The 25,250-nt window shown below is 69.7% G+C and carries 22 protein-coding genes and 1 pseudogene; 7 read left to right on the top strand and 16 right to left on the bottom strand.

What is annotated here, in order from left to right:
- Positions 1 to 4 precede the first annotated feature (4 nt).
- The 13 genes and pseudogenes from ACFX43_RS14235 to ACFX43_RS14175 all read right to left on the bottom strand — a co-directional run bounded on the left by ACFX43_RS14235 (position 5) and on the right by ACFX43_RS14175 (position 13,245).
- Positions 5 to 508 (bottom strand): hypothetical protein, encoded by a 504-nt coding sequence (locus ACFX43_RS14235; RefSeq protein WP_378824490.1) that lies wholly within the window; start codon positions 506 to 508, stop codon positions 5 to 7.
- Positions 505 to 1,050: a hypothetical protein gene (locus tag ACFX43_RS14230; RefSeq protein ID WP_378824476.1), complete on the bottom strand. Its 546-nt coding sequence runs from the start codon at positions 1,048 to 1,050 to the stop codon at positions 505 to 507. The genes ACFX43_RS14235 and ACFX43_RS14230 overlap by 4 nt, the downstream gene beginning before the upstream one ends.
- A 35-nt stretch (positions 1,051 to 1,085) precedes the next feature.
- Positions 1,086 to 2,231, bottom strand: coding sequence for an MlaD family protein (locus tag ACFX43_RS14225; RefSeq protein WP_378824469.1), 1,146 nt, complete (start codon positions 2,229 to 2,231; stop codon positions 1,086 to 1,088).
- Positions 2,231 to 3,601 (bottom strand): MCE family protein, encoded by a 1,371-nt coding sequence (locus ACFX43_RS14220; protein WP_378824458.1) that lies wholly within the window; start codon positions 3,599 to 3,601, stop codon positions 2,231 to 2,233. Before ACFX43_RS14220 ends, ACFX43_RS14225 begins: the two co-directional genes overlap by 1 nt.
- Complete coding sequence (locus ACFX43_RS14215; protein WP_378824450.1) at positions 3,601 to 4,629, bottom strand: MCE family protein; 1,029 nt, start codon at positions 4,627 to 4,629, stop codon at positions 3,601 to 3,603. Before ACFX43_RS14215 ends, ACFX43_RS14220 begins: the two co-directional genes overlap by 1 nt.
- On the bottom strand, positions 4,626 to 5,639 hold the full coding sequence (locus ACFX43_RS14210) for an MCE family protein (protein ID WP_378824435.1): 1,014 nt from the start codon (positions 5,637 to 5,639) through the stop codon (positions 4,626 to 4,628). The genes ACFX43_RS14215 and ACFX43_RS14210 overlap by 4 nt, the downstream gene beginning before the upstream one ends.
- Positions 5,639 to 6,670 carry an MCE family protein gene (locus ACFX43_RS14205; protein ID WP_378824422.1) on the bottom strand — a complete coding sequence of 344 codons (1,032 nt, stop codon included), beginning with the start codon at positions 6,668 to 6,670 and terminating at the stop codon, positions 5,639 to 5,641. The genes ACFX43_RS14210 and ACFX43_RS14205 overlap by 1 nt, the downstream gene beginning before the upstream one ends.
- Positions 6,667 to 7,959 (bottom strand): MCE family protein, encoded by a 1,293-nt coding sequence (locus ACFX43_RS14200; protein ID WP_378824414.1) that lies wholly within the window; start codon positions 7,957 to 7,959, stop codon positions 6,667 to 6,669. The genes ACFX43_RS14205 and ACFX43_RS14200 overlap by 4 nt, the downstream gene beginning before the upstream one ends.
- Positions 7,956 to 8,798, bottom strand: coding sequence for an MlaE family ABC transporter permease (locus ACFX43_RS14195; protein WP_378824394.1), 843 nt, complete (start codon positions 8,796 to 8,798; stop codon positions 7,956 to 7,958). Before ACFX43_RS14195 ends, ACFX43_RS14200 begins: the two co-directional genes overlap by 4 nt.
- 1 nt (position 8,799) lies before the next feature.
- Positions 8,800 to 9,522 carry an ABC transporter permease gene (locus tag ACFX43_RS14190; RefSeq protein ID WP_222118863.1) on the bottom strand — a complete coding sequence of 241 codons (723 nt, stop codon included), beginning with the start codon at positions 9,520 to 9,522 and terminating at the stop codon, positions 8,800 to 8,802.
- A gap of 603 nt (positions 9,523 to 10,125) precedes the next feature.
- Positions 10,126 to 10,569: pseudogene (locus ACFX43_RS14185) on the bottom strand (ABC transporter ATP-binding protein); the annotation flags it as partial.
- Between the two features lie 145 nt (positions 10,570 to 10,714).
- A complete protein-coding gene (locus ACFX43_RS14180) occupies positions 10,715 to 12,040 on the bottom strand; it encodes a helix-turn-helix domain-containing protein (protein WP_378824369.1) in 1,326 nt (441 codons plus the stop codon).
- A 200-nt stretch (positions 12,041 to 12,240) separates the two neighbouring features.
- Positions 12,241 to 13,245, bottom strand: coding sequence for a hypothetical protein (locus ACFX43_RS14175; protein ID WP_378824356.1), 1,005 nt, complete (start codon positions 13,243 to 13,245; stop codon positions 12,241 to 12,243).
- A gap of 250 nt (positions 13,246 to 13,495) precedes the next feature.
- Here ACFX43_RS14175 and ACFX43_RS14170 point away from each other — a divergent pair, with 250 nt between their 5' ends.
- The 6 genes from ACFX43_RS14170 to ACFX43_RS14145 all read left to right on the top strand — a co-directional run bounded on the left by ACFX43_RS14170 (position 13,496) and on the right by ACFX43_RS14145 (position 19,709).
- A complete protein-coding gene (locus ACFX43_RS14170) occupies positions 13,496 to 14,140 on the top strand; it encodes a hypothetical protein (protein WP_378824345.1) in 645 nt (214 codons plus the stop codon).
- A gap of 79 nt (positions 14,141 to 14,219) precedes the next feature.
- On the top strand, positions 14,220 to 14,861 hold the full coding sequence (locus tag ACFX43_RS14165) for a hypothetical protein (protein ID WP_378824336.1): 642 nt from the start codon (positions 14,220 to 14,222) through the stop codon (positions 14,859 to 14,861).
- Between the two features lie 180 nt (positions 14,862 to 15,041).
- Complete coding sequence (locus ACFX43_RS14160; protein ID WP_378824324.1) at positions 15,042 to 16,259, top strand: PucR family transcriptional regulator; 1,218 nt, start codon at positions 15,042 to 15,044, stop codon at positions 16,257 to 16,259.
- Positions 16,260 to 16,272: 13 nt separating this feature from the next.
- Positions 16,273 to 17,283 carry an HAD family hydrolase gene (locus tag ACFX43_RS14155; protein WP_378824307.1) on the top strand — a complete coding sequence of 337 codons (1,011 nt, stop codon included), beginning with the start codon at positions 16,273 to 16,275 and terminating at the stop codon, positions 17,281 to 17,283.
- Positions 17,284 to 17,397: 114 nt separating this feature from the next.
- Complete coding sequence (locus ACFX43_RS14150) at positions 17,398 to 18,642, top strand: lytic transglycosylase domain-containing protein (RefSeq protein ID WP_378824285.1); 1,245 nt, start codon at positions 17,398 to 17,400, stop codon at positions 18,640 to 18,642.
- Between the two features lie 200 nt (positions 18,643 to 18,842).
- A complete protein-coding gene (locus tag ACFX43_RS14145) occupies positions 18,843 to 19,709 on the top strand; it encodes a GTP-binding protein LepA (protein ID WP_378824276.1) in 867 nt (288 codons plus the stop codon).
- Between the two features lie 76 nt (positions 19,710 to 19,785).
- Here ACFX43_RS14145 and ACFX43_RS14140 read toward each other — a convergent pair whose 3' ends face one another.
- Positions 19,786 to 22,035, bottom strand: coding sequence for a transglycosylase domain-containing protein (locus ACFX43_RS14140; RefSeq protein ID WP_378824262.1), 2,250 nt, complete (start codon positions 22,033 to 22,035; stop codon positions 19,786 to 19,788).
- A 148-nt stretch (positions 22,036 to 22,183) separates the two neighbouring features.
- Between ACFX43_RS14140 and ACFX43_RS14135 the strand changes: the two genes are divergently transcribed.
- The gene (locus tag ACFX43_RS14135) at positions 22,184 to 23,047 is read left to right on the top strand and encodes a DUF692 domain-containing protein (RefSeq protein WP_378824249.1); all 864 of its coding nucleotides are present in this window, start codon (positions 22,184 to 22,186) and stop codon (positions 23,045 to 23,047) included.
- On the opposite strand, the gene ACFX43_RS14130 is transcribed toward ACFX43_RS14135, so the two are convergent.
- Positions 23,016 to 23,909, bottom strand: a complete 894-nt coding sequence (locus ACFX43_RS14130; RefSeq protein ID WP_378824244.1) for an Abi-alpha family protein — start codon at positions 23,907 to 23,909, stop codon at positions 23,016 to 23,018. The two genes, ACFX43_RS14135 and ACFX43_RS14130, sit on opposite strands and share 32 nt — an antisense overlap.
- Entirely contained in the window at positions 23,906 to 25,228 is a 1,323-nt protein-coding gene (locus ACFX43_RS14125) for a hypothetical protein (protein ID WP_355017707.1), read from the bottom strand. Before ACFX43_RS14125 ends, ACFX43_RS14130 begins: the two co-directional genes overlap by 4 nt.
- Between the last annotated feature and the right edge of the window lie 22 nt (positions 25,229 to 25,250).

Below are 25,250 nucleotides of genomic sequence, written 5' to 3'. Positions count from 1 at the left end.
GGCATCAGAAGAGGTCCAGGGCGGTCACCTTCCACTGGCCGTCGACCTTGGCTGCCTCGACGGCGATCTGGGCGGCGGAGATGGACGACTCCTTGTCGGTGGAACGCTGGGAGGCCTGGTCCAGGAAGACCAGGAGCTCGGCGGAGTCGGCGTCGAGGGACTTGACCGCGGCGACCTGGACCTCGGCACTGAGCACGAGCTTCTGACCGGGGGCCTTCTCCTGGAGCTGCTTGAAGAGGAGGTCGTACTCCTTGCGGGCGTCGCCGGCGAGGAACTCGTCGGCGGCGGCAGCGGTCGGCGCAGGGTCGGAGAAGTCGTAGGAGAAGACCTGGAGCAGGCCGGTGGTGACGGCCGACTGCACCTCGGTGGTGGCCTCGGCGTCGACGACGGCGCGGTTGCCCACGTGGTCGGTGCCGCGTTCCCGGTCTGCCTGCCAGAACGCGCCGAGCCCCAGGATCAGGGCGAGCGCGGCGAGGAACGGTGCCCAACGGCGTACGAGAAGGCTCATGACATGTTCACCGCGACCTGCTCGAGGCTCTCCAGGAGCCAGTCGTCGCCCACCTTGACCAGGTCGGCCGCGAACCTGTTGCGCTTGACCGTCGGCTCGGCGTCCTCACCGGAAGCAGAGCCGTCGCGGACCGTGATCTCGACCGCCGCGATCACAGTCGCGCTGTCGTCGTCGAGCTCGGTCACGGCGGCGTCCATCACCGAGCCGGTCGAGATCTTCTCCTGCTCGGCGAGGACCTTGCGGTCCTCCTCGGAGACGCTGGTCAGCTGGTCGTGCAGGGTCCCGGTAGTGACCGCGGCCCAGCCCTTCAGCCCCTCGTCGACCTTCCGGTAGTCGAGCGAGTTGAGGGTCTCGATGTGGCTGGTCGCGACGATCAGCACCCGATCACGCCGGGCGGCCTCGTCGACCATCTCCTGGTCGTGGCCGGTCGCCCGCCACCAGGTCAGCGCGCCCGCGGCCAGCACGCACAGCGCAACCAGCGGGAGGGCCCAGGTGAGCACCCGGTCGCGCCTCGACGGCGGGGTCTCGACAAGCTCGGCCACCGAGGCCTCCGTTCGTCGTCTCTCCGTTGTCGTGCTCATCGCTCCCCCATCAGTCCGGCGAGCGTGGTGGGGACGGTAACCGTCCCCGGCTCGACTGTCTCGGTCTTCGTGGTTTTCGGTTCGGGTACGGCAGAACAGCCGGCCGCGGTGTTGAACGGCTTGCCCTTGCTCAGATCGGTGCCGGCGCGCAGGTCGGTGCCCTCATAGCCTGAGACGCACGGGGGCGGGTTGAAGAACGACGGCATCAGGCTCAGCCGTGGCCCGTTGGAGGTGTTGATCGCCCAGCCGATGCTGACCGCCTCCGGCACGGTCACGAAGGTCGACTCGAGCGCGGCCGCGTTCGTGCCGAAGAGCGTCGCGGGCGTGACCAGGTTGCTCATCAGGATCCCGAGCGGCTGCCCGACCTCCTTGACCAGCAGCGAGATCTCGGTGGCCGTGCCGGGCGCGGCCCCGATCAGGTCGCGCAGGTCCTTGTCGGAATCAGCAAGGGTCGCGGAGAAGAGCGCGAGGTCGTTGCTCCAGGCCTTGATGCTGGTCGCCGACTCCTCCTGGGTCGCGAGCACCTGGTCGGAGTTGCGGATCAGGCTCGCCGAGACCAGGAAGTTGCGGTCGGCCTCCTGCTGGAACGAGAGCGACGTGTCGACCAGCTTCCGCAGGTCGGACCCGGCCCCCTGGGACAGCAGGTAGGACTCGTCGATCGTCGTCACCAGCGCTTCCTCGGGTACCGAGGCGACGAAGTCGCGGCCGGTCTCGATGACCTGGGAGGCGTCGTACGGCAGCGCCTCCTTCCCCGCACTCAGTCGGTCGCCGTCAGAGAGCCGGGCGGAGCCGACCGCACCGCCGCGGAGGTCCAGATACTGCTCGCCGATGGCCGACCGGTTGGCGACCTTCACGGTCACGTCCTCGGGGATGGCGGGGGCGTCGCCCTCGATCTCCAGCACCGCGCGTACGCCGTCGGAGCCTGCTTCCAGGGAGGTCACCTCGCCCACGGGCACCCCGCGATAGGTCACCTCCGAGTTGACGAAGAGGCCGCCGCCCTCGGGCAGCGAGACGTCGACGCGGTAGGGCTCGTCGAGGAGGTCCAGGCCGACATAGCGGGCCCCGACATAGCTGGTGCCCACGAGCGCGAGGGCGACGAAGAGCCCGAGCTTGACGCGTACGCCTCCGGTGAGCCGTTGCATCATTCGCTCCCTTCCACGGAGCCGGCGTCGCCCGCCGTGCCTTCCGGCGAGGTCTCGGAGGTCGCCGACCCGGATCCGGACGAAGGCTCGGTCGGTGACTCAGAGGGCGACCCGGAGGGATCTGACGGAGACGACGAGGGCGAGGACGCCCCGGACTCCGAGGGATCCGAGGACGACGAGGACGAGCCGGGATCGGAGGGCAGGATCGACTCCCCCGGGATCGACGGCGAGGACGATCCCGGCACCGGCGACGTGGTCGACGGCAGCAGTCCGGGCGGTGCGTCCGACGGCCCGGACTGGGAGCTGACCGAGCCGCCGGACCCGCCTCCGACCGCCGGCTGCAGCCATTCGCAGCCCTTGGACTGGCAGCCGGCAGGAGTACGGAAGTTCGTGATCATGAACAGGTTCATGTAGTCGCCACGGAGCGCGTTGAGCACCTCGTCGGGGAAGGGATAGGTGAAGAGGATCTCGAGCGCGTAGGGCAGGTCGGAGCCGGCCTTGGCGAGCTGGTCGAGGATCGGGTCGAGCAGCTTCAGGTCGGCGACGATGTCCTCCTGGGCCTCGTCCAGGGTGCTGATGGTGACCTTGGAGAGCTTGTCGAGCGCCTCCAGCATCGCGACCAGCTGCGGACGCTGGTCGACGAGCACCTGCATGCCCGGCGAGAGCCCCTCCAGCGCGTTCGAGATCTTGGTCTTGTCCTTCTCCAAGGTGACCGCGAGCTCGTTGAGCGACTCGATCGCCGAGGTGATCGAGGCCGAGCGTGAGTCGAGGACCGAGACGAACCGGTCCATCTCCGTCAGGAAGGCCTTGATCTCCTCCGGCCTTCCGTCGGAGATCTTCTGCATCTCGCGGGAGATCTCCTGGAACTGCGCGATCCCGCCGCTGTTGAGCACCATCGACAGGGCCCCGAGCACCTCCTCGACCTGCGCGGCCGCCTCGGTGTCACCCCTTCCGAGGACCGCACCATCACCCAGTGGCGAGCCCGCGACCGGCGTGGCGGGGCGGATCAGCGCGACGTACTTCTCTCCGAGCAGAGAGGTCTGCTGCAGCCGCGCCGTGGTGCCGGCGGGGAGCTCGACGTCGTCGTTGACCACCAGCGACACCCGCGCGCTGCGGCCGTCCTCGGTCAGCCGGATCTTGGAGACCCGGCCCACCGCGACGTTGTCGATCTTGACGCTGGACTGAGGAACCAGATCGAGTACGTCGCTGAACTCGGCGCTCAGCGTGATCGGATCCTCCCCCACGTCGGCGCCGCCGGGCAGCGGGGCCTCGTAGACGCCTCCGCTGACGGCACCGAGGCCGCAGCCGGAGAGGGTCAGGGCGGCCGTGGCCAGCACAGCCATCAGCGGTCTCGACAGGGCTCTCGACATCACTGCTCCTCACCGACACCGGGAAGCAGGACCGGTGGCGCGTCCTCGGAGGTCTGGCCGGTGAGGCCGTCGCCGGACCAGACGCTCAGCTCGTTCAGGTTGGTGCGGCCGACGAGGCTGTTGGTCGCCGGGTCGTAGGCGTTGACGTACTTCTGCAGCACCAGCGGGATCGTGGCGACCGCCTCCTCGAGCGACTCGTTCTGGTCGACGAGGACCTGGGTCGGCCCCTGCAGGTTCTCGACGCTGGTGCGCATCTCGCCGCGGTTGTCCTTGATGAAGGACTCCAGCAGCGCGAGCGCCTCGCCGAGGTTGCTGACCGCGGAGGCGAGGTCATCGCGGTCCTCGGCGAGATACTCGGTGACCTGCGCGAACCGGCGGTTGGCGTCCTCGACCCCGTCGTCGTGCTCGAGCAGGGTCTTGTTGAAGGTGTCGAGGTTCTCGACGGTGGCGAAGAAGTCCTGGTCGACGTCGGCCAGGGTGGCCGACGCATCGGCGCCTTCCCGGATCACCTGGTTGATGTCGGCGCCCTGCCCGTCGAGGTTGGCCGCCATCACCTCCAGGAACCGCGAGAGCGCGCCGTTCTTGTTGGCGCCGTTGGGACCGAGCTGATCGCCGGCCTCGGTCAGCGAGGCGTAGAGGTCGTCGATCTCGACCGGCACCGCGGTCTCCTCGATGACGATGCCGTCGCGGAGCTCGGGCCCGTCGACGTACGGCTCGGTGAGCTGGACGAAGCGGTCCGAGACCAGCGTCGGGGCGACGATCACGGCCTCGGTGTCGGCCGCCGCGGTCTGGCCGGGGTCGAGCATCATCGAGACCTTCACGTGCTCACCGGCCGGCGTCACCGAGGTCACCTCACCGACCGGCACTCCGAGAATCTGCACGTCGGAGCCGGGATAGAGGCCGACGGAGGCCTCGAAGAGCGCGGAGAACGTGGTGCCCTTCCGCCCCTCCCGGATCCCGTACGCAGCACCCCACCCGATCGCGCCCACGACGGCGATCACGAGGAACCCGGCGATGAGCCGTCTCATCTCGTCCCTCCCGGCTTGCAGTCGCGCTGGACGTCGTTGTCGAGCACCGGCGCGTTGTTCTCGTCGAAGAGGCCGCAGCCGTAGACGTCGATCCAGGGCCCGTTGCTCATCGAGGCGCCGATCACCCGGTAGTAGGCGCCGATCTGGGAGAGCGCCTTGTCGAGGTGGTCCTGGTTGCGCTGCAGGATCTCGGAGACCTGGTCGAGCTTCTCCAACGCCGGCTGGAGCCGCTTCTGGTTGTCCTCGACCAGGCCGGTGACCTGCTTGGCGAGATCGTCGGTGTAGGTGAGCATCTGGTGGATCGCCCGCCGGCGGGCGGCGAGCTCCTCGAGCAGCTTGTCGCCGTCCTCGATCAGGAGCCCGATCTCCTCGTTGCGCTCGGCGAGGGTGCCGGTGACCTCGGTCGTCGTCCTCATCAGCTCGGCCAGCTCCTGGTCCCGCGAGGAGATCGTGCGGGAGAGCCGGGTGAGACCGGAGACCATGCCGCGTACGTCCTCGGGGGTGTCCTCGAAGACCTCCGAGAGGGCGTCCATCGACTGCTCGACCTGGGCCATGTCGATCTCCCCGACGGTGGTGGAGAGGTCGGAGAAGGCGGCGTTGACGTCGTAGGGGGTCGTGGTCCGGGAGACCGGGATAGGCTCGCGGAGACGGCCGGAGCCGCCCGGGTCCAGGGCGAGGAACTTGCGCCCGAGCAGCGTCTTCACCTTGATCGAGGCGGTGGTCTGCGAGCCGAGCGAGACGTTCTTGGCGCGGAACCGGATCAGCACCTTGTCACCCTCGAGCTCGAGCGAGGAGACCTCGCCGACCTTCACCCCGGCGACCCGCGCCTCGTCACCGGGACGTATCCCGGCGGCCTCGGCGAAGTAGGCCTCGTAGGTGTCGCCGCCGCCGATGACAGGGAGGTCCTCGGCGTAGAAGGTGGCGAAGAAGACGCCGCTCATGGCCAGGATCCCGACCACGGCGATGACGACCTTGTTGCGTTCGGCGAACGACTTCGGATAGCGGGCCATCATTGGCACCTTCCTGCCGGCGAGTCCACACCGAGATCGCCGTAGTAGCCCTCGGGTTTCGGGATCCGCCCGTCGATGGAGCAGATGTAGAAGTTGAGCCAGCCTCCGTAGGTGGCCATCCGCCCGATCTGGTCGGTCTTCTGCGGCATGGTGGTCAGGAACTTCGTCAGCGCCCCGTCGTTCTCGGCGAGGTTCTCCGAGACGTCGCCGAGGGAGTCGATCGAGTCGCGCAGCGGCTCGCGGCCCTCCTCCAGCAGCCCGGTGACGCTCTGGGAGAGCTCGCCCATCCCCTCGATGGTCGAGCCGAGCGTCTTCCGGTCGGCGGCCAGCCCGGAGACCAGCCGCTGCAGCGTCACGAGGGTGGTGTCGAGCATCCCGGTGCGCTGGCTGACCACCTCGAGGACCGAGTTGAGGTTGGTGATCAGGTCGCCGATCACCTGGTCGCGGTCGGCGAGGGTCGAGGTCAGCGAGGCCGTCGAGGAGAGCAGCGACTCCACCGTCGCGCCCTCGCCCTGGAAGACCGCGATGATCTGGGCGCTGAGGTTGTTGACGTCCTCCGGGTCGAGGAATTTGAACAGCGGCTGGAAGCCGTTGAACAGCATCGTCAGGTCCAGCGCCGGCTGGGTCTCGTCGAGCTCGAACGTGTAGCCGGCGCGCAGCGGCTCGCCGCCGGGAGCACCCGGCTCCAGTGCGATGTAACGCTGCCCGATCAGGTTGCGGAACCGCAGCTCCGCCCGGGTCCCCTCGACCATCGGCGCCGACTCGGCCGCGGTGAAGACGACCTCGGCGGTGTCGTTGTGGCGCAGCCCGATGGACTGGACGGTGCCGATCTTCACCCCCGCCATCCGCACGTCGTCGCCCTTGTTGAGGCTGGTCACGTCGGTGAAGAGCGCAGTGAACGTACGCCCCGACGAGGTCGATCCGTTGGAGATCGTCGTCGCCAGCGCCGCCATCGCCAGGACCGTCACCAGCGCGAAGACCACCGACTTGGTGAGCGTCACCGCGACCGAGCCGCCATTGTTGAGTCTCATCGCACGATCACCTCCGTGCCTCGCAGGGTCGGGCCGAGCAGCAGGCTCGACCAGGTCGGATACTCATCAGGTGCCAGGCCTTCCGCTGGTGCCATCACCTCGGCGATCAGCTGGTTCTCGCCCTTGGAGTTCTGCTCGCCGAGGCCCGTGGTCGCGCCGAAGGTGCGCACCCGGTCGGTCGGTGGTGCCTCGATCCGCTCGGCGGTGTCGGTCGTCCCGGTGACGGCCGGCTGGCTGCCGGTCTGGCCGGTGACGTACGGGCATCGGGGGCCGCCGGTGCGCAGCTTCGGGACGTAGCCGGAGGGGTAGGGCTGCCGGATGTCGGAGACGCTGACCAGCGCATGGAAGCCGGGCTCGTCGGTGCCCTTGCCGAGGTTCTTGGCCATCGCCGGCGCGTAGTCGCGCAGGGCGCTGAACAGGCACGGGAAGGAGGAGGCGTACGGGCTGACCGCGCCGAGCGCGTCGCGCGAGGTGTCGGAGAGCACCACGATGGTCTCCCGGTTGCGCTCGAGCCAGCGGTCGGTGTCGGCCGCGGTCGTCGTCACCGACCGGAACGTGTCGGCGAGCTGTCTCTGCTGGTCGACCAGGGTCTCCGCGGTCAGGGTCATGGTGTCCAGCGCGTCCAGCAGATCCGGCGCGGCCTCCTCGTAGTGGCCCGCGACCCGGCCGAGCGCGGCGAGGTCGTCGGCCATCTGCGGGACCAGCGGGTTGAGCTTCCTCAGGTAATCCGCCCACGCCGAGAAGACCTGGCCGATGTCGTCGCCGTTGTCGCGCAGCATCGTGGCCAGCTCGCTCAGCGTCGCGTTGAGCTTGTGGGGCTGGATCGCCTTGAGCACCGGGAGCAGCTCGTCGAGCACCTGCTCCAGCTCGACCGCCTCGTCGGAGCGGTCCTGCTCGATGGTGTCGCCGGCCGACAGCTCCGGCCCGGAGGCCGGTTGCAGCGCCACGTACCGCTCCCCGAAGAGCGTCTTGGGCAGCAGCCGCGCGGTGGTGTCGGCCGAGAGATCGGAGAGTACGTCCGGCTCCAGGGCGAGGGTCAGCTCAGCGCCGCCCTCGCGGGCCGAGACGGTGCGGACGGTACCGACCGGCACCCCACGCAGCTTGACGTCGGAGCCCACCTGGAGCGCATTGCCCAAGGTGCCGGTGGTCAGCGTGACCTCGGAGCGGTCCACGAAGGTCTGGTCGTAGGCGAGCCAGGCGCCGAGCGCCACCGCCGCGACCACGGCCAGATAGCACAGGCCGAGGAAGGCATCGCGAAGCCTCGCCAGGCTCATTGTGGGCCGGGTCATCCCGCGATCCTCACCGTCGTGGTGGCGCCCCACATCGCCATCGAGAGGGCGAGGTCGAGCAGCGCGACGACCACGATGGTCCGCCGCACCGAGCGTCCGACCGCGATCCCGACCCCGGACGGCCCGCCGCTGGCGTAGAAGCCCAGCCGGCAGTGGATCAGGATGATCAGGATCGAGAAGATCAGCACCTTCCCGAAGCTCAGCAGGATGTCGATGGGCGGCAGGAAGAGCTGGAAGTAGTGGTCGTACGTCCCGGCCGACTGCCCGTGGAAGTAGACCGTCACGATCCGTGAGCCCGCGTAGGAGGTCAGCAGCCCGACGACGTAGAGCGGGATGATCGCCACGAAGCCGGCGACCACGCGGGTCGAGACCAGGTAGGGGATCGTGCCGAGCCCCATCACCTTGACCGCGTCGATCTCCTCGTTGATCCGCATCGCGCCGAGCTGGGCGGTGAACCCGGCACCGACGGTCGCCGACATCGCCAGGGCCGCCACCAGCGGCGCGATCTCGCGGGTGTTGAAGTAGGCGGAGATGAACCCGTTGAGCGTCGAGGTGCCGATCTGGTCGAGCGCTGCGTACCCCTGCATGCCGACGACCGTGCCGACGAAGATGCTCATCCCCGTCATCACGCCGATGGTGCCGCCGATGACCGCGAGCGCTCCGGTGCCGAAGGAGACCTCGGAGAGGATCCGGAGGATCTCGCGGGGATAGTGCCGGATCGCGGACGGGATCCCGACCAGCACCTTCCCGTAGAACCGGATGTCGCGGCCGGTCTGCACCAGCCCGTCCAGCGAGCGGTCCAGCCGCGACCGCTTCTTGACCACGTCGACAGTCGCCATCTCAGGCCCCCTTCCCGGGAACGAGCTCGAGATAGAGCGTCGTGATCACGAAGTTGACGAAGAAGAGGAGCAGGAAGGTGACGACGACCGACTGGTTGACCGCCTCCCCCACCCCCTTCGGCCCGGGCTTGGTGTTGAGCCCCTGGTAGGCGGCGACGAGGCCGGCGATGAGCCCGAAGAGCACCGCCTTGAGCTCGCCCACCCACAGGTCGGAGAGCTGGGCGAGGGCGGTGAAGGAGGAGAGGTACGCCCCGGGCGTCCCGCCCTGGATGATGACGTTGAAGAAGTAGCCGCCGAGGACGCCGACGACGCTGACCAGGCCGTTGAGCAGCACCGCCGCGAGCACGCAGGCGAGCACACGTGGCACCACGAGCGCCTGGATCGGGTCGACCGCGATCACCCGCATCGCGTCGATCTCGTCGCGGATCGTCCGGGATCCCAGGTCGGCGCAGATCGCCGCTCCGCCGGCCCCCGCGATCACCAGCGAGGTCACGATCGGTGCCGCCTGCTGCACGACGGCGAGGACCGAGGCGGCGCCGGTGAACGACTGCGCCCCGATCTGCACCGTGAGTGTGCCGAGCTGCAGCGCGATCACCGCTCCGAACGGGATCGCGACCAGCATCGCCGGGATCCAGGAGACCGAGGTGACGAACCAGAACTGGTCGAGCAGCTCGCGGGCCGCGAACGGTCTGCGGAATGCCGCCCGGAAGGTGTCCAGGCCCAGTGCGAAGAGTGCCCCGACCTGGTCGAGGCCCCGGCTGACCGGGTCCTTGGTCCGGACCGCGGCAGGGGCTCGGTCGACCTCGTCGTCATCGGCGGTGTAGAGCGTCGCGGCTCCGCTCGCCACCCGGTCCGCGTGCCGCGAGGCACCCTCGCGAGGTGCGCCGCTGGCCGGGGCGAGCTGACGCGGCAGCACCTCGATGGCGCGGGCGCCGGCGCGTACGGTCGCCACTCCGCCGGACGGGTAGTAGGCCTCGCCCTCGACGTAGTCGTCGTTGACGCCGTGGTCGGTCTCCTCGCTCATCCCGATCGGCCCGATCGGGTCGCCGCTCATGAACTGGGAGACGACCGGGTGGTCGGTGAGCAGGAACTCCTCGCGCGGGCCGTACATCACCAGGCGCCGGCGGTAGAGCATGCCGAGGTTGTCCGGCAGCGTACGTGCGAGCTCGATGTTGTGGGTGACCACCAGCATCGTGGCATCGGTGGCCGCGTTGACGTCGACCAGCAGCTGGGCCAGGTTGGCCGTACGCACCGGGTCGAGGCCCGAGTCGGGCTCGTCGCAGAGGATGATCGAGGGCTCGGTGACCAGCGAGCGGGCCAGGCCGGCGCGCTTGCGCATCCCGCCGGAGATCTCGCCGGGCAGCTTGTGCTCCTGCCCCATCAGCCCGACCAGGTCGAGCTTGTCGTTCGTGATCTGCTTGATCTCCGACTCGCGCTTCTTGGTGTGGGCACGCAGCGGGAAGGCGACGTTGTCGAAGACGCTCATCGAGCCGAAGAGCGCACCGTCCTGGAAGAGCACCCCGAACCGCTTGCGCAGCTCCTGCCGCTGCGACTCACGCGCCTTGACCATGTCGACCCCGTCGACCAGGCAGACGCCGGCCTCCGGTCGCAGCAGCCCCATCAGCGACTTCAGGAACACCGACTTCCCGGTGCCCGAGGGCCCCAGCAGCGCGGTGATCTCGCCCTGCGGCAACGTGAGGGTCACGTCGCTCCAGATGTTCTGGGACCCGAAGCTCTTGGTGAGCCCGGTGACCTCCACGGTTCCGCCCATCGCGGGACCTCCTGATCTGCCGTTGTGGGGTGTGCTTCGACCCGGACAGTACGTGTGGCCCCGGTCACACGGGAGAGGAAATCGAGCCGCCCGACAAATGCGGCCCGGGATTTGTCACGCACGTGACAAATTGCCCTCGACGCTCTCAGCCGCAGCGCTCGAGCTCGACCCAATCCAGCGCCGGGCTCTCGCCGGCGCCGAGGGCGAAGAGGAGCAGGGTGACGAACTCGGGGTCCTGGAGGCGGCTGCCGAAGGCGGCCCGCAGCCGGAGCTTGTGGTTGCGGACCGTGTGCTCGTGGATGCCGAGCTCTGCGGCCAGCGCCGGAGCGTTCGCTCCGGTGAGCAACCAGAGCCGCAGCGTACGTAGCATCGCCCGCCGGTGCTCGTCCTTGAACGCCTCCAGCGGCGCGAGGGCTTCGCTCGCCTCCCAGCGCGTGAGGGTGGGGTCGGCGTTGAGCAGCAGCGCGACGTGGTGGTCGGCGCAGCGCACCACCGGGTCCGCAGGGATCACCCCGGACTCGACGAGGTCCCGAGCGCGCTCGGTCCAGCGGATCGCGGCCGGCACATCCGCCAACGGCACCGGCACGGTCACGAAGACAGGGCCGGTACGCGGCCACCCCCGCATCACCGCGCTGACGGCGTCGACGTCGGCCGGGTCGGTGACCACCAGGGCGCGCCGGCCGGCGGTGTCCCACGCGCACCCGTCGGGCAGCTCGACGGAGTGATCGACGGAGTGATCGACGGAGTGATCGACGGATTGATCGACGGCGTCCAGCGGCGTGATGGTGTCGACCGAGCAGACCACCACCGCTGACGGCAGCTGCCAGCCGACGCGCGCGGCGAGACCACCGATCACCTCGGCGTCCGCCGCACCGGCGAGACCCCTGACGAGCCGGCGCCGGATCCAGCACGGATCCGCCTCGCGGTCACGGACCCCGGCCGCGTACCCGCGGGCGACGTCGTCGAGCAGGATGCCCATGTAGGCGAGGAGGGAGCCGCACAGGGTCCCGCGTATGTCGTCTGGGACCAGCCCCTCAGCCTCGTGACGGATCGCCTCGGCCGCCCGGTGGGTGGCCAGGTCGACGGCCGCCCGGAACCCGTCGAGGCTTCGCTCGGCCAGCGCCTCCCCCTTCCCCATCCCGAAGTACATCGCCGACACCGTCTCCGGGTCGGACGGGATCTTCTCGACGACGTCCGCATAGAGCTCCACGGCGCCGGCGACGGCCTTCGTGATCAGGTCACGACGCCTCTGGGTGGGATGCCGGGAGTAGGCGGCGACCTGGCACAGGATCTCGTCGGTGATCTGTGGGACCAGCCGTCGGCCGACCCGGCGGATGACCGCACACTCCGCAGGCGAGACCTGGGGGGCGTGGATCTTTTCGGCGAACCGCCGCGAGGCGCTTCGCCGTGGCAGTCGTGGGCGCGGGACAGGCGTTCCGGCGGTCGTCATCTGGCTCTGCGTCGGACTCATGGATCTACGACTTCTCCCCTCGATCCCCGGCCCGCGGGAGCACTGTGCTTCGTCAGGCCGGCGTCACTCAGTGATGGTCATCACAGAGGACATCGGGCCGTTCGGCCAGCGGAAGAGGTCCCAATCGGTGCGCAGAGGCCTCCGACTTGTCACGCGCATGACAAGTTTTCGCCCCGCGGATCTCGCGTGGCCGACCGTCGTCACTGGTCGCCCTCGGGAATCTCGGGGAGCGGGGGGACTTGTGGAGGCAGCACGTCCGTGCGACACGGGACCGCGTCAGGGGTCGACGCCCCCGGGGCAGGCGGCAGGTTGGGCCCGCCGGGGTTCGGCACGGTGCACCCGAAGACGCCGCCCTGATAGGTACGCAACGGGTATCCCTCACCCGAAACGGCAGCCGTCAACAGCCTGGAGACGTCGTCGCCACCAGTAGTCGTACACCCCGCGAACGGGGGCACGTCGACGGTGCCCGCGAGGAGGCCGCCCGGGCTGAGGTTGAAGACGCCTTCGTTCCACAGCGCAGGCTGCACCTTCGCGGGCAGGTTCTGGCTCCCGTCCCATCCGGTGAGGTACCCCTTGCCGGACAGATCCAGAGCCCCGGACTGACGGGTTCGGCACACTCCCTGCAACGGCAGTGACACACCGTCGACCCGCAATGAAGTCACGCGCGTGTAGACCCGTCCGTTGACCGGAGTGTCCGGAACCTCGGTTCCGAACGGCGGTACTCGCGTACAGGTCGTGGACTTCACTTCGATGGGGACGGGGAGATTGTCGGATCTCTCCTGTTCCAGACGCACGGTCGCCTCGACCGGGACAGCACCGAAGGTGACCGTGCGAACCGCAATGTCGGGCGTCTGGCCATAGTTGTACGGAGACCCTGGCTGAGCGACGAAGTAGATGTTCGCGCCTGCCGCCACACACAACCGGTACCGTGACGGATCGGGGTTGTCGATGCGCCCCTGGTAGAAGTCGGCGGCCACCGTCATGAGGGGCGTACGCATCCACTGACGCGCCCGCTCCACATCTGCGAGCGACGTGTTCGCCGCCCCCGTCCAGGAGGAGTGCCGGAGCGGCAGCTCCTGTTGCTCCGGGGCGGGCAGCCCCGGGTAAGGACCCTCCTCCGCCTGGCCCGCCCCGAGACCGAGCGCTGCAAAGGCGGTGCCGGCGAGGATGGCCAGCGCCGTCGCGCGCTGCAGGGTGTGTCGCATATCGCCAACGTGGCATCGCGGATATGCGGGCGCAACAGGGTCGGCTCGGATCCATCGGAACCGGTGCCCGGACTTGTCATGCCCGTGACAAGTCTCGGGCCGGCGCCTGCGTCGGATGTCGCGTAGGCGACATCGTGGCGCCCGATTTCGCGCTTTCGGGCAGATGGCCGTCGACAGCCGGATCCGCCACGCGGATGAATGGGCCCGACGGAGACAACCAGTCTCCATCGCCATGAAAGGACGACCTTCGATGAAGAAGAAGCTTCTCCTTGTAGGTGCGGCAGCAGCCGCCCTCACCCTCGCCGCGCCGGCGATGGCCAGCGCCGCCCCTCCCTACACCGTCGCCGTAGGTGGCAGCACGGCCGCCGGCAACCACGCCTTCACCGCCACCGCTGTCGGCGGCATCGCCTTCACCGTCCCGCTGAACGCGATGTCCTGCACCTCGGCCGGCGCCAGCGGTTCCATCCACAGCGGCACCGGGAAGAGCGGGCTCGCCCCCGACCATCTCGCGACCATCTCGTCGACGACCTGGAGCGGCTGCACCGAGCAGTTCGGCACCCCGCTGACGGTCACCCACGGCGGCGCCTGGAAGCTCGAGACCGCTGACACGTCGGTGACCACCGCCGCCACCGATCAGGTCGACGGCTGGATCAGCGGCATCAGCGCACGCGTCACCGACTCCACCGGTCTGTGCGACTTCACGGTCACCGGCACCGCCGACGGCCACTTCGACGAGGCGACGCAGCGGCTGGTCGTCGACGAGACGGGCGACGGATCCCTGACGGTGACCACGGTCGTCGCCGACTGCCTCGGCTCGATCTCCGTCGGCGATCCCGCTTCGTTCAACGGCACCTACAACGTCTCCGTTCCGGACGGCGCCGTCAACGTCAGCTAGGCCGGCAAGCGAGAACGGTGCGCCCGAGCGGCGCACCGTTGTCGCGTCTCCCTGTTCCACCATCCCGAAGGAGCCCGTCATGTCTCTCTCGACACTCATGAAGCGCCGGCTCGGCCTGCTCGCCATCCCGGCCGCAGCCACGCTGCTCGCCGTCGCCACGGCCGCCCCCGCCCAGGCAGCGCCGCTCGACATCCTCTACGACGCCAACGGCACCACCGTCGTCGCCTCGACCGGGTCGCAGATCCCGGTCGGCCCGGCCGTCCTGGACACAACGCTGGAGACCACGACCGGCGCGTTCACCGGCTCGCTCGCGCTTCCCGGCGCCAGCACCGAGTTCAAGGCGGCGGGGTTCATCCCGATGAGCGCCGACGTCAGCTTCGAGGAGGCCGCCCCCACCACCGGCACCCTCAAACCCCACCCGGAGGGCGGCGGCAGCTATGTCGAGGCCACCTCCTACTACAACGTACGTCTCACCAACATCAAGGTCGTGGGCTTCCCGACCTTCTCCGGCCCGTTCTGCCGCACCGTCGAGCCGGTGGCCATCCCCGTGGCCACGCCCGAGGGCGAGCGGTTCGGGGTCTTCACCGGTGGCCGGCTCACCGGGACGTACTCGATCGGCGACTTCCAGAACTGTGGCCTCAACACCTGGCTGGTCAATGCCCTCGTCCCCGGCGACGGGAACACCATCGAGCTCAACCTCACCAATCCGCGCCGGGGCTGAGCTCTCCCTCCCCGAGTCCGCCGGGTGGCCACACGGCCCCCGGCGGGCTTTGCTCATCCGGCCACTCAACGGCACAGGTGTACCGAATTTCGGGGGCACGCCAAGCAAAGACGTGCCATGGTGGTCGATACCTTCTCGGGCATGTTGGACGAAGGAGTTTGACGTGCGACGGAGCACGAGATGACGCAGACCCACCAGTCCCCCGGACTTCCCGGTTCCGCCGTGTGGATGCTGAAGAGCCTCGAGAGCGAGGTGCGGCCGATCGCGCGCAAGATCACCCACCACCTGCGCGAGGGGCTGCCGGCCGAGACCGAGGGCTTCGAGGAGCTCATCTTCACCGCCGTGCACGGCGCGATGTCGCACTTCATCGACCTGGGCCTCGGGCGTTCGGCGCCCTACATCGCGATCGACGACCACTTCCGCAAGGTCGGCTTCAAGGTCGCCGCGCTGGGCCAGGACCGGGCGATCGTCGACCAGGGCATCCACATGGCCACCACCGAGCTCTGGGACGAGCTGCGCCGCCGGGCGGTCGAGAACGAGCTCTCCGCCGCGGCGCTGAACGCGCTCAACGAGATGATGACGTCGTACGTCGACCACCTGACCTCGCAGGTCAGCAAGGGCTTCGAGGCCGGCACGGAGGCTCGCGACCAGGACAACGACGTCGCCCGGGCGCGGCTGATCGACCGGATGCTGTCGGGGGCCTCCGCCGACGAGATCGAGGTGCAGGCGGCGCTGGGCGACTGGGCGCTGCCCGAGAAGGTGACCGTGATGGCGGTCGAGCTGCGTGATGGAGACCGGATCCCCTCCGGCGCCCTCTCCGCCACCGCTCTCACCCGTCGCCGCGAGCCGACCCAGGTGGTGATGTGCCCTCCTCGCGACGCCGAGGCGGTGACCAAGGAGGTCCGGGCGGCCGCTCCCAAGGCACGGGTCTCGATCTGCTGGCCGGTGCCGCCCGAGGACGTTCCCGCCGCCTGGCGCTGGGCCAACCGCGCCCTGGCGCTGGTCAACGCCCGGGTGATCCCGGCCAAGCCGGTCATCAACTGCCTCGCCTACCGCACCGAGATCTGGCTCCACGCCGAGCCGGTGATGCGCCGCCAGCTCGCCCAGGAACTGCTCGAGCCGCTGCTGGCCGAGTCGGCCAACTCCCGCGAGATCCTCACCGAGACCCTGCTGGTCTGGCTCGAGACCCGGGAGAGCGCTCCGGCGATCGCGGCGGTCCTCGGCGTGCACCCGCAGACGATCCGCTACCGCTGGAAGCGGATCAACGAGCTCTTCGGGGAGTCCCTGCGCGACCCCGAGTTCGTTACGCAGCTCCTGCTGCTGCTGAAGGCGAGCGTGCCGCTGTGGGTCGCCGGCGACCAGAGCGACTTCGACCGCTATCAGCAGCAGACCGGCTGACCTGGGGTCACTCATGGAGATGTTCATTCTCGTGGCCGGTGCTGTCGCCGCGTACGTCCTCGGGTTGGTCTTCCCGCACGTCGTCGCGGGCTGGGCCGGTCGCCGGCGCGGGATCGAGTCGGTGCCCCGGCCCTCGTGGGCGATCGCTGCCCGGGTCGACACGGTGGTGCTCGACCGGTGGGGGACGGTGACCACCGGGCGGCTCGTGGTGACCACCGTCGACCCGCTCGACCCCGACCATCTGCGCAACCTGCGCTGGTTCGCGGGGGCGTTGGAGCACGAGGCCGAGGGCCCACTCGCCCGCGCGGTCGCCCGGCTCTCACCGCGGGGCAAGGTCACCGACTTCGGCGTCGTTCCCGGATCGGGGGTGCGGGGGGCGGTGGACCGCCATCCCGTACGCGTCGGGCGGCCGTCCTGGATCGGCATGGCCGAGCGCACCGACCGCGGCACCGTCCTCGGCGTCGAGCTCGACGGGCGGCCGCTGGGCTATCTCGTGGTCGGCGACCAGCCGCGCGAGGACGCGGGCGCGTCGGTGTCGCGGCTGACGGCTGCGGGAGTGACGCCGGTGCTGGTCTCCGACGGCACCGACCGCGAGACCGAGCACCTCGCCGAGACCTGCGGGATCGAGCGGTGGCACTCCGAGATCGCCCCCGAGAAGCGGGAGCGGCTCGTCGCCGAGCTGCAGGAGCAGGGACAGGTGGTCGCCTTCGTGAGCTCTCGCCCGGAGGACGCCGAGGCCCAGGCGTTGGCCGACCTGGCCGTGGGCGCGAGCTCTGGCGTACGCCTGACGGATCTCGATGTCCGGCGCGTCGCCGAGCTGATCTCGCTCGCGCGCGGAGCCGTCGTGGGGCGTCGCTGGGCCGGGCCCGCCGCGCTGGTGCCGGCGGTGGTCGGGGCGGTGCTGACGATCCTGGGCGCCGGCTCGGTCCTGCTCGCCGCGGGGTGCGCGCTGCTCTGCCTGGTGACCGCGGCCGTGGCCGGCGCGATCCCGGTGGCGAGGTCCGGAAACTTGTCACGTGCGTGAGTAGTTTCGGGAATTCTCGGCCCGGATCGCGCTCAGCTCGTTGTGGCGGCGCTCACATGATGGCTGGATCGGTGACATCGACCCGCCCCGCCCGACCCGAGGATGTGACCGAGGATGACCCCACGACCCGGTCTGCTGTTCAAGGCAGCTGCGCTGCCCGTCGCCGCCGCCACCGCCGCCTGGACGATCCACGCGATCCAGGAGGGCCGGCCCGTCGACGCCACGGCCAGCGTGCGTCAGGTGCCGGTCGAGGTGCCCGCCCAGGAGCTGCTGCCGCCGGTGAGCGTCTCCGCGGTCAAGCCCATCCCCAAGGTCAGCCCCACCCTCGCGGCCAAGCCCGAAGGGTTCGCCGCCGAGGCCGCCGCCGGCGTCATCCCCGAGACCGCGCTCTCCGCCTACCAGCGCGCCGCGACGGTGCTGGCCGACGCCGACCCGGGCTGTCGTCTCGACTGGTCGCTGATCGCCGCCATCGGCCGGGTCGAGTCCGACCACGGCCGGGCCGGGGGTAACACGCTGTCCGCTTCCGGGGTCGCGACGCCGGGGATCTTCGGCGTACCTCTCACCGGGGCAGCCGGGACCGCACGCATCCTCGACACCGACGGCGGCACCTACGACCGCGACCTCGTCTACGACCGCGCGGTCGGCCCGATGCAGTTCATCCCGTCGACCTGGTCCGACGTCGGGGTCGACGCCGACGGCGACGGGCGCCGCGACCCGCAGGACGTCGACGACGCCGCGCTCGCCGCCGCGGTCTACCTCTGCTCCGGCTCCGCCGACCTGTCCACCGCGGCCGGGCAGCGCTCGGCGGTGCTGCGCTACAACCACAGCGAGGCGTACGTCTCGGCGGTCCTGCAGATCGCCAACGGCTATCGGCTCGGCACCTTCGAGGCACCGACCGATGTCGTCCTGCCGGCCGCGCAGATCCCGGTCACCTCCGCCTCCGACCTCGAGCCGCTCTCCGGCGCCTCGGCCAGCGCCCAGCCGCCCCGGCGCTCAGGCGGCTCGCCCTCGGGCGGGACGGGCACCGGTACGCCCAGTGGCGGCTCGACCACGCCCTCCTCCCCCTCGCCGTCGGGCTCCGCCTCGCCCGGCGACGGCGGGTCCGTCGTTCCGTCGCCCACCTCGGACCCGGATCCGACCGGCTCGCCCACGGGTTCCCCGACGGAGACGCCCACCGAGACCCCCACCGAGACCCCCACCGAGACCCCCACGGAGACCCCGGCCGAAACGCCCACGGTGGACCCGACTCCGACCGAGTCCCCGACCGAGCCCCCGACTGACACACCGACCGAGACACCGGCAGCGAGCGAGTCGGCCAGTGAGTCCGCCGACGCCGAGGTCACAGCGAGCGCGTCCTGAGGATCGCCCCCAACGTGTTGGCCTCGGCACCTCCGCCCGCGCCCGTCTCGACCACCGCCCTCCCCCGCTGGTCGAGCCGCCGGAACCGCGCGAACGTGTCGTGGCCAACACCCCTCGGTTGCGTTAAATCGCGTTACAACCCTGCCCGGTACGGGCACACTAAAGGCGCTGCTTGACTCCCCCATCAGGAGCCGCCTCGGATGCTGACCGATACCGACCGCCTCGTTGCTCATGTCGCGCGCCTCGGCGAGGAGCACCCACCGATCCCGATGGACTCGGTCGACTTCACCGTGAACGACCCGGCCGGCTTCGGTGCCCGCTTCGGCCATGTGCTCGACTACATGGCGCGGGTCGAGCTCGAGGTCGACCGCAACGTACTCGAGATCTCGACCATGCTCCCCAACCCACCCGAGGTCGACAAGCAGTTCTACGCCGATGTGTGGCAGCCGCAGGAGATCCAGCACGGGCTGATCCTCGACCGGCTCCAGCAGATCCTCGGGCGCCCGCCGGCGACCACCGACTTGGACCACATCGGCCTGAAGTTGAAGGTGCTCGGCCTGCTGGCTCACCTGGAGCCGTTCCAGGACGTCTGCCGGATGCTCTACTACCTGACCGGCATGGCCACCGAACGCTCCGCGGTGATCGCCTACAACCTGCTCCACGACGGGGTCATCGAGACCGGCGAGCACGCCGTCGCCGAGACCGTCATCGCGCCGATCAAGCGCCAGGAGCCGGGCCACTACGCCTTCTACCAGCTCTCCGCCCGCGCCCACTGGGCCACGCTCGCCGCCTGGCAGAAGTGGCTGGTCCGACGCATGCGCCGGATCTCCTTCGCCCCCGTCGGGGTCAACAACGTCACCCAGCTCGCCGACTTCGGCGACGTCATGGAGACCCTCGGGGTCGATCATGAAGGCCGCGACCTCGCCGCCGACGTGGCCCGGGTCGAGCAGGAGCTCCTCTGGGCCCGCGACCGCGGCCTCCCCGTCCCGGACTACGTCACCCGCGCCTTCCGCGAGGCCGTCGAAGCGGCTCGAGCGCGGGGTCTGGAACTTCGTCAAGGTATGTAGCCGAAGGCGCACATCCCTTGCGGAGTTCCACACGGGATGTGCGCCTTGACCTGCATACCTTGACGAAGGAACGGCCCTATCCGCGCCACTTCGACACGAGCATCTCAACCGTTGCGCCCTTGAGCGCCCGGCTTCCGGGAACCGTCCCGACGACCGTGCCCGCCTTCCAGCGCGACTTGACCCGCTTGCCGACGACCGGCTTGAACCCGGCCGCCTTGAGTCGGGCGGTGGCCTTGGCGACCGAGAGGCCCTCGACCTTCGGGATCTTGACGCCCTTGCCGTTGACGACGCTGGCGCCGGGACGTACGAAGTTCGCGGAGCCCAGCTTGCCGTCGATCGCCCGCATCGCGTCGGCCCACATCGGGCCGGCGACGGTCGAGCCCGACGCCGAGGCGACGTAGCCACCACGCAGGCGCTGACCGTTGAGGGTGACCCATTTGCCCTCGTAGTTCGCGCCGGCGATCATCGACGCGGTCGCGAGCTTCGGGGTGTATCCGTTGAACCAGACCGCGCGGTTGCTGTTGGTCGTCCCCGTCTTGCCCGCGGACGGCACGCTCAGCGCGAGCCGCTGCCCGAACCCGCCCGGCTGCAGCACGCCGCGGAGGATGTCGTTCATCGCATCCGCGGTCCCGGTACGCATCACCTGCTCGCACGAGGCCGCGTACTCCTTCATCGTCTTCCCGTCGGGGCCGACGATCTCGGTCACCGGCCGCGAGTCGCAGTGCTTGCCGCGGGCACCGAAGGTCGCGTACGCCTCGGCCATCTCCAACGGGCTGACGTCGACCGGGCCGAGGGTGAAGGACGGCACCCGCTCGTGGGCAGGGTTGGTCAGGCTGACGCCCATCTTCTTCGCGAGCGTGTAGGGGGCGCAGACGCCGGTGAACTGCTCGAGCCGGACGTAGAAGGTGTTCACCGACTCGCGGGTGCCGGTGTAGAGGTTCTTGTTGCCCGAGGTGGTCGAGTTGCCGACCGGGTAGGGGTTGGGGTTGAAATTGCCCTCGCCGGGGCAGTTGGCGAAGGAGGCCTGGTTGAACGTCCTCTTGGCCGGCGACGGGATCTCCTGCCTGAGCGGGAAGCCCTTCTCGATCGCCGCGGCGCCGACGAAGACCTTGAACGTCGAGCCTGCCTGGAAGCCGTTGGCGTCGCCGTACTCCTTCGGCACCAGGTAGTTCAGGTAGGACTCGCCCTTCTTCCGGTTCTCTCCCATCGGCCGCGACTGCGCGAGCGCCTTGACGTTGCCGGTCCCGGGCTCGACCATCGCCAAGGCGCCGACGGCGTTGTCGGTGGGCGAGACGCGGCCGCTCACCGACCGCTGCGCCGCCTTCTGGAAGCTCGAGTCGAGGGTCGTTCTGATGGTCAGACCGCCGGTCTGCAGCAGCCGCCAGCGCTCGGCCTCGGTCTCGCCCAGCGACTTGTCGGCGAGCAGCCACTGCAGCGCGTAGTCGCAGAAGAACTCCGCCGAGGATCCGAAGCAGCCGTTGCGGCTGTCCTGGACGTTGAGGCCGAGCTCGGTCTCCTTGAGCTTCTCGGCGTCGGCCCGCGGCAGGTCGCCGACCTGGGCCAGCCGCTCGAGCACCAGGTTGCGGCGCGCCACCGTGGCGTCGGGGTAGTCGGTCGGGTCGTAGCCGGTCGGGTTCTTCACCATCCCGGCCAGCATCGAGGCCTGCCCCCAGGTCAGGTCGGCGGCGTCGACGCCGAAGTAGTGCTTCGCGGCCGCCTGGACCCCGTAGGCGGAGTCACCGAAGTAGGCCGCGTTGAGGTAGCGCTCGAGGATCCAGTCCTTGTCGTGGTTCTCCTCGAGCCAGATCGCATAGCGGAGCTCGCGGATCTTGCGGGCCGTGGACTTCTCGGTCGCGGCGGCCCGCTCCTCGTCGGTGTCGGCCCCGTAGACGAGAGTCGTCTTGACCAGCTGCTGGGTGATCGACGAGCCACCCTGCACCGATCCCGACTCGGAGGCCGAGTTGCGCAGCAGCGCCCGCAGCGTGCCCTTGAGATCCATCGCGCCGTGCTCGTAGAAGCGGCTGTCCTCGATCGCGAGCAGCGCCTTCGGCATGTTGGGCGAGATCTGGTCGAGCGCCTTGTAGGACCGGTTCTGGTCGTAGAGGGTCGTGATCACCTTGCCGTGCACATCCAGGATGCGGGTCGTCTGCGACAGCTCGCCCATGTCGATGTCGAGGGGCAGCTCGTCGATCGCCTGGGCGCCGGACTTGGCCGCGACGCCGGTCAGGTGGATGAACGGGACCGCCATGCCGGAGGCGACCAGCCCTGTCACCGCAGCGACGCCGATGAATGCCGCGAACCGCATCGCGACGCGGTGAAACGGCATGGAACGAACGACTTTGCGCGCCAAGATGGGGGCTCCTACCCGGGCCTCGAGCCAGGACCGGCGAGGGTTGCTGAACGATTGGAGAACAGGCGTTCAGAATACCGGAAGGCCCCACAACGATCGCGTTCGATCCGCCACACTTCTCCCTGTGAACCCCTCGGTCTCCGGAGTCGCCGTGGCATGGCGTCCCGCGATCGCCGAGCTCCTCCAGACGTACGCCGCCTCCGGCCGTCTCGGGTTCACCGAGGTGGTCGCGGAGAACACCGCGCCGGCGCGGATCCCGCAGGCCGTCCGAGATCTCGGCGTCCCGGTCATCGCCCACGGCGTCACCCTCGGCCTGGCCGGCGCCGCGCGCCCCGCGGCGGACCGCCTCGCCCGGCTGGCCGAGCTCGCCGAGGTCCTCGACTGCCCGTTCGTCTCCGAGCACGTCGCGTTCGTGCGGGCGAGCGACTCCCCCGACCCGCTGCACGGCGACGTCCTGGAGGCCGGCCACCTGCTGCCACCGCCGCGCACGAGAGACTCGCTCGACGTGCTGGTCGACAACATCCGGATCGCGCAGGACCAGCTGCCGGTGCCGCTCGCGGTCGAGAACATCGCCGCCACCTTCACCTGGCCCGAGGACACCATCAGCGAGCCCGATTTCCTCGCCGAGCTCGTCGAGCGCACCGGCGTACGCCTCGTCCTCGATGTCGCCAACCTCTACGCCTCCGCGGTCGCCCGCGGCACCGACCCCGTCGCCGACCTGGCCCGCTTCCCGCTCGACGCGGTCGCCTACATGCACGTCGCCGGCGGCACCGAGCGCGAGGGCCTCTACATCGACACCCACGCCCACCCGATGCAGGCACCGGTGCTGTCGTTGCTCGCGACGGCGGTCGAGGCGTACGCCGGACGTCGCCTCCCCGGGGTCATGCTCGAACGCGACGCAGATGTGTCACCGCAGACCGTCGATCCCGAGTTCACGAAGCTCGTCGAGGTGATCCCTACGCCTTCGGCAGATCCGCTCCACCCGTGACCGGAGCCTGATGCTCCGGGAAGGTGGACTCGGCCGAGACCTCGTCCACCAGCGTGGTGCGGCCGAAGGCCTCGCCGAACGGCGTCAGGTGCACCGAGCGGCGCACGATCTTGGCGAACTTCACCGAGTGCAGCGCCTCGAGCACGTCGGGCTGGGCCTCGAGGACCTGGTATTCCAGCGGGTCGGGCAGCGGCTCCTTGGAGAACCACACCAGCCCGAGCCGGAACAGGTTGTTGAGATAGGCCGGCACCCGGTCCGGATAGCGCACGCCGCTGCGCCCCGCGATCATGTTGAGGCCGGGCGCGATCATGGTGCTGCCGACGAGACCGGCCGGCCCACCGGTCCGAATGTCGACCGACGGCTGCGGCCCGGCCTGAAGCAGGTAGAGCAGCATCCGCGCCTCGTCGGGCGCGAGCTCGTCGAGGATCCGGGCGTACGCCGGGTGCCCCTGCTCATCGGCCCAGACGTCGCGGGATCGGTCGAGCAGCTCGGCCCCCCGTCGGCGGAGCACCGGCAGGGAGTCCTCGGACGCCTCGGCCTCCCGCGTGCGGGCGAGCACGACATCGCGACCGGCGGCCTCGTAGTCGGCGTCGGAGAGCTCCATCACCTGGTTCGCGTTGGGGAGGATGATCCGGGCCGCGGTGCCGGCGACGATGCCCACGGCCTCGGCCGTCTCCCGCACCAGTCCCACGCGTACGTCCTGGTCGACCACCGCCCGGGCGACCCGGATGCCGGCACGGCTCGAGGTGCGCAGCCCCCACCCGGCGGTGTGCCAGGCAGCCCCCGCGGCCACCCTCGCCAGACCGGGTGCGGTGCCGGCCACGGCGGAGGCGGTCGGGATGACCTTGCCGAGGAGACTCATGTCGGAAAGATTAGAAGGTGAAGGAAGCCGCCCGCGAGTCCCATGATCGCGCCGTGGGCGTAGAGCATCCATTCGTCCTCCTTGATCGCTGACCTCATCATGTCCACGAAGTCGCCCGGCGGGAGCTCCTTGGTGCGCCGCGCGACCAGGTCACGGATCTTGTCCGCCTGGTGACGGCTGAAGCCGGGATCGCGGAACGGCACCAGCGTACGATCCGCAGCCTCGTTGGCCACCGAGGTGCTGATCCGGTCGAACCGCTCCGAGCCGAGCGCTATCCGCACCGCACCCCGGTAGGGCCCGGCCGCCCTGTCCACCGCGGGCATCAGCGCGTTGATCAGCAGCTTGCGGGTGGCGTCGCCGCGGGGGCCGTCGAGCAGGAAGTCGCCGATCCGCTCGAGCGTGATCACGTCGGTGGCGATGATGTCGGCGTAGACCTCGGCGGCCTGCTCCTGGCGGCGCGGGAAGAGGCCCTGCACCTTGATCCCCAGGATGCGCCGCGGCTCGGCGGGCTCGAAGATCAGCCACATGCCGAGCAGGTTGGTCACCCAGCCGACGACCACGCCGAGCACGGGAAGCAGCCACCAGACGTGGAAGGTCTGGTCGATCAGCGCCACCGGGATACCGAGCAGGAAGCCGAAGATGAACCCGAAGGCGACCATCAGGTTGAGCTCGCGCTGCCCGAAGTCGCGGAAGATCCTGACCACCAGGGCGGGGTTCTTGCGGAAGTGGTCGATGACCATCAGCTTCGGGTCGAGCAGCTGGTCGATGTGTACGCCGATGTCGTCGGTGACCTTGTGCACGATCGAGGGGAGCTGCGCCTGCACCCGGACGGCGATCGCGTCCTTGACCGGCCGCGGCAGGTCGCGCCAGAGCCGCGGGTGCTCGCGCATCATGATCTGCTCGACCAGCTCGGGGACCTCCGGACGGAAGGTCTCCACGATGTGCGTAGCGATCTCCGAGGGGCCGAGCTGCTGGTAGAAGTCGCTGGGCGTGCCGAGCTTGGCGATCGCCTTGTCGACGGCGATCGAGCCCATCTTCGCGGCCCGTGCGGGGATGATGCCCTGCCAGCCGATCCCGCCCTGGGCGAAGCCCGGGACCTCCTGCAGCTTGTGCGGCAGCACCCTGGTCAGCTCGCGCAGCCCGGGCACCTGGAACCCCTTGAAGGAGAGCGGGGAGAAGAGCATGTAGAGGCCCGACCAGTTGATCAGCCAGCCGATCACTCCGGTGAAGATCGGGATGGTGATCAGCGAGAGCCAGTGGACGTGGGCAGCCCAGTCCTCGAACCAGCTGACCAGCGAGTCCTGCCACTCCGGCGACATCCGAGCTCCTTCCGCCAGAGTT

Origin of the sequence: Nocardioides sp. YIM B13467 (genome assembly GCF_042788075.1) — a bacterium.
Lineage (GTDB): Bacteria > Actinomycetota > Actinomycetes > Propionibacteriales > Nocardioidaceae > Nocardioides.
Note: the sequence above shows the minus strand (reverse complement) of the source record. Positions and strands in the feature narration are given on the sequence as shown.

Excerpts from the sequence above, each read along its gene's own strand:
- ACFX43_RS14235 (WP_378824490.1), bottom strand. The coding sequence starts at position 508 with ATGAGCCTTCTCGTACGCCGTTGGGCACCGTTCCTCGCCGCGCTCGCC.
- ACFX43_RS14215 (WP_378824450.1), bottom strand. The coding sequence starts at position 4,629 with ATGAGACGGCTCATCGCCGGGTTCCTCGTGATCGCCGTCGTGGGCGCG.
- ACFX43_RS14140 (WP_378824262.1), bottom strand. The coding sequence starts at position 22,035 with ATGCCGTTTCACCGCGTCGCGATGCGGTTCGCGGCATTCATCGGCGTC.
- ACFX43_RS14160 (WP_378824324.1), top strand. The coding sequence starts at position 15,042 with ATGACGCAGACCCACCAGTCCCCCGGACTTCCCGGTTCCGCCGTGTGG.
- ACFX43_RS14220 (WP_378824458.1), bottom strand. The coding sequence starts at position 3,601 with ATGTCGAGAGCCCTGTCGAGACCGCTGATGGCTGTGCTGGCCACGGCC.
- ACFX43_RS14125 (WP_355017707.1), bottom strand. The coding sequence starts at position 25,228 with ATGTCGCCGGAGTGGCAGGACTCGCTGGTCAGCTGGTTCGAGGACTGG.
- ACFX43_RS14200 (WP_378824414.1), bottom strand. The coding sequence starts at position 7,959 with ATGACCCGGCCCACAATGAGCCTGGCGAGGCTTCGCGATGCCTTCCTC.
- ACFX43_RS14170 (WP_378824345.1), top strand. The coding sequence starts at position 13,496 with ATGAAGAAGAAGCTTCTCCTTGTAGGTGCGGCAGCAGCCGCCCTCACC.
- ACFX43_RS14195 (WP_378824394.1), bottom strand. The coding sequence starts at position 8,798 with ATGGCGACTGTCGACGTGGTCAAGAAGCGGTCGCGGCTGGACCGCTCG.
- ACFX43_RS14180 (WP_378824369.1), bottom strand. The coding sequence starts at position 12,040 with ATGAGTCCGACGCAGAGCCAGATGACGACCGCCGGAACGCCTGTCCCG.
- ACFX43_RS14145 (WP_378824276.1), top strand. The coding sequence starts at position 18,843 with ATGCTGACCGATACCGACCGCCTCGTTGCTCATGTCGCGCGCCTCGGC.
- ACFX43_RS14205 (WP_378824422.1), bottom strand. The coding sequence starts at position 6,670 with ATGAGACTCAACAATGGCGGCTCGGTCGCGGTGACGCTCACCAAGTCG.
- ACFX43_RS14225 (WP_378824469.1), bottom strand. The coding sequence starts at position 2,231 with ATGCAACGGCTCACCGGAGGCGTACGCGTCAAGCTCGGGCTCTTCGTC.
- ACFX43_RS14155 (WP_378824307.1), top strand. The coding sequence starts at position 16,273 with ATGGAGATGTTCATTCTCGTGGCCGGTGCTGTCGCCGCGTACGTCCTC.
- ACFX43_RS14165 (WP_378824336.1), top strand. The coding sequence starts at position 14,220 with ATGTCTCTCTCGACACTCATGAAGCGCCGGCTCGGCCTGCTCGCCATC.
- ACFX43_RS14150 (WP_378824285.1), top strand. The coding sequence starts at position 17,398 with ATGACCCCACGACCCGGTCTGCTGTTCAAGGCAGCTGCGCTGCCCGTC.
- ACFX43_RS14210 (WP_378824435.1), bottom strand. The coding sequence starts at position 5,639 with ATGGCCCGCTATCCGAAGTCGTTCGCCGAACGCAACAAGGTCGTCATC.
- ACFX43_RS14130 (WP_378824244.1), bottom strand. The coding sequence starts at position 23,909 with ATGAGTCTCCTCGGCAAGGTCATCCCGACCGCCTCCGCCGTGGCCGGC.
- ACFX43_RS14175 (WP_378824356.1), bottom strand. The coding sequence starts at position 13,245 with ATGCGACACACCCTGCAGCGCGCGACGGCGCTGGCCATCCTCGCCGGC.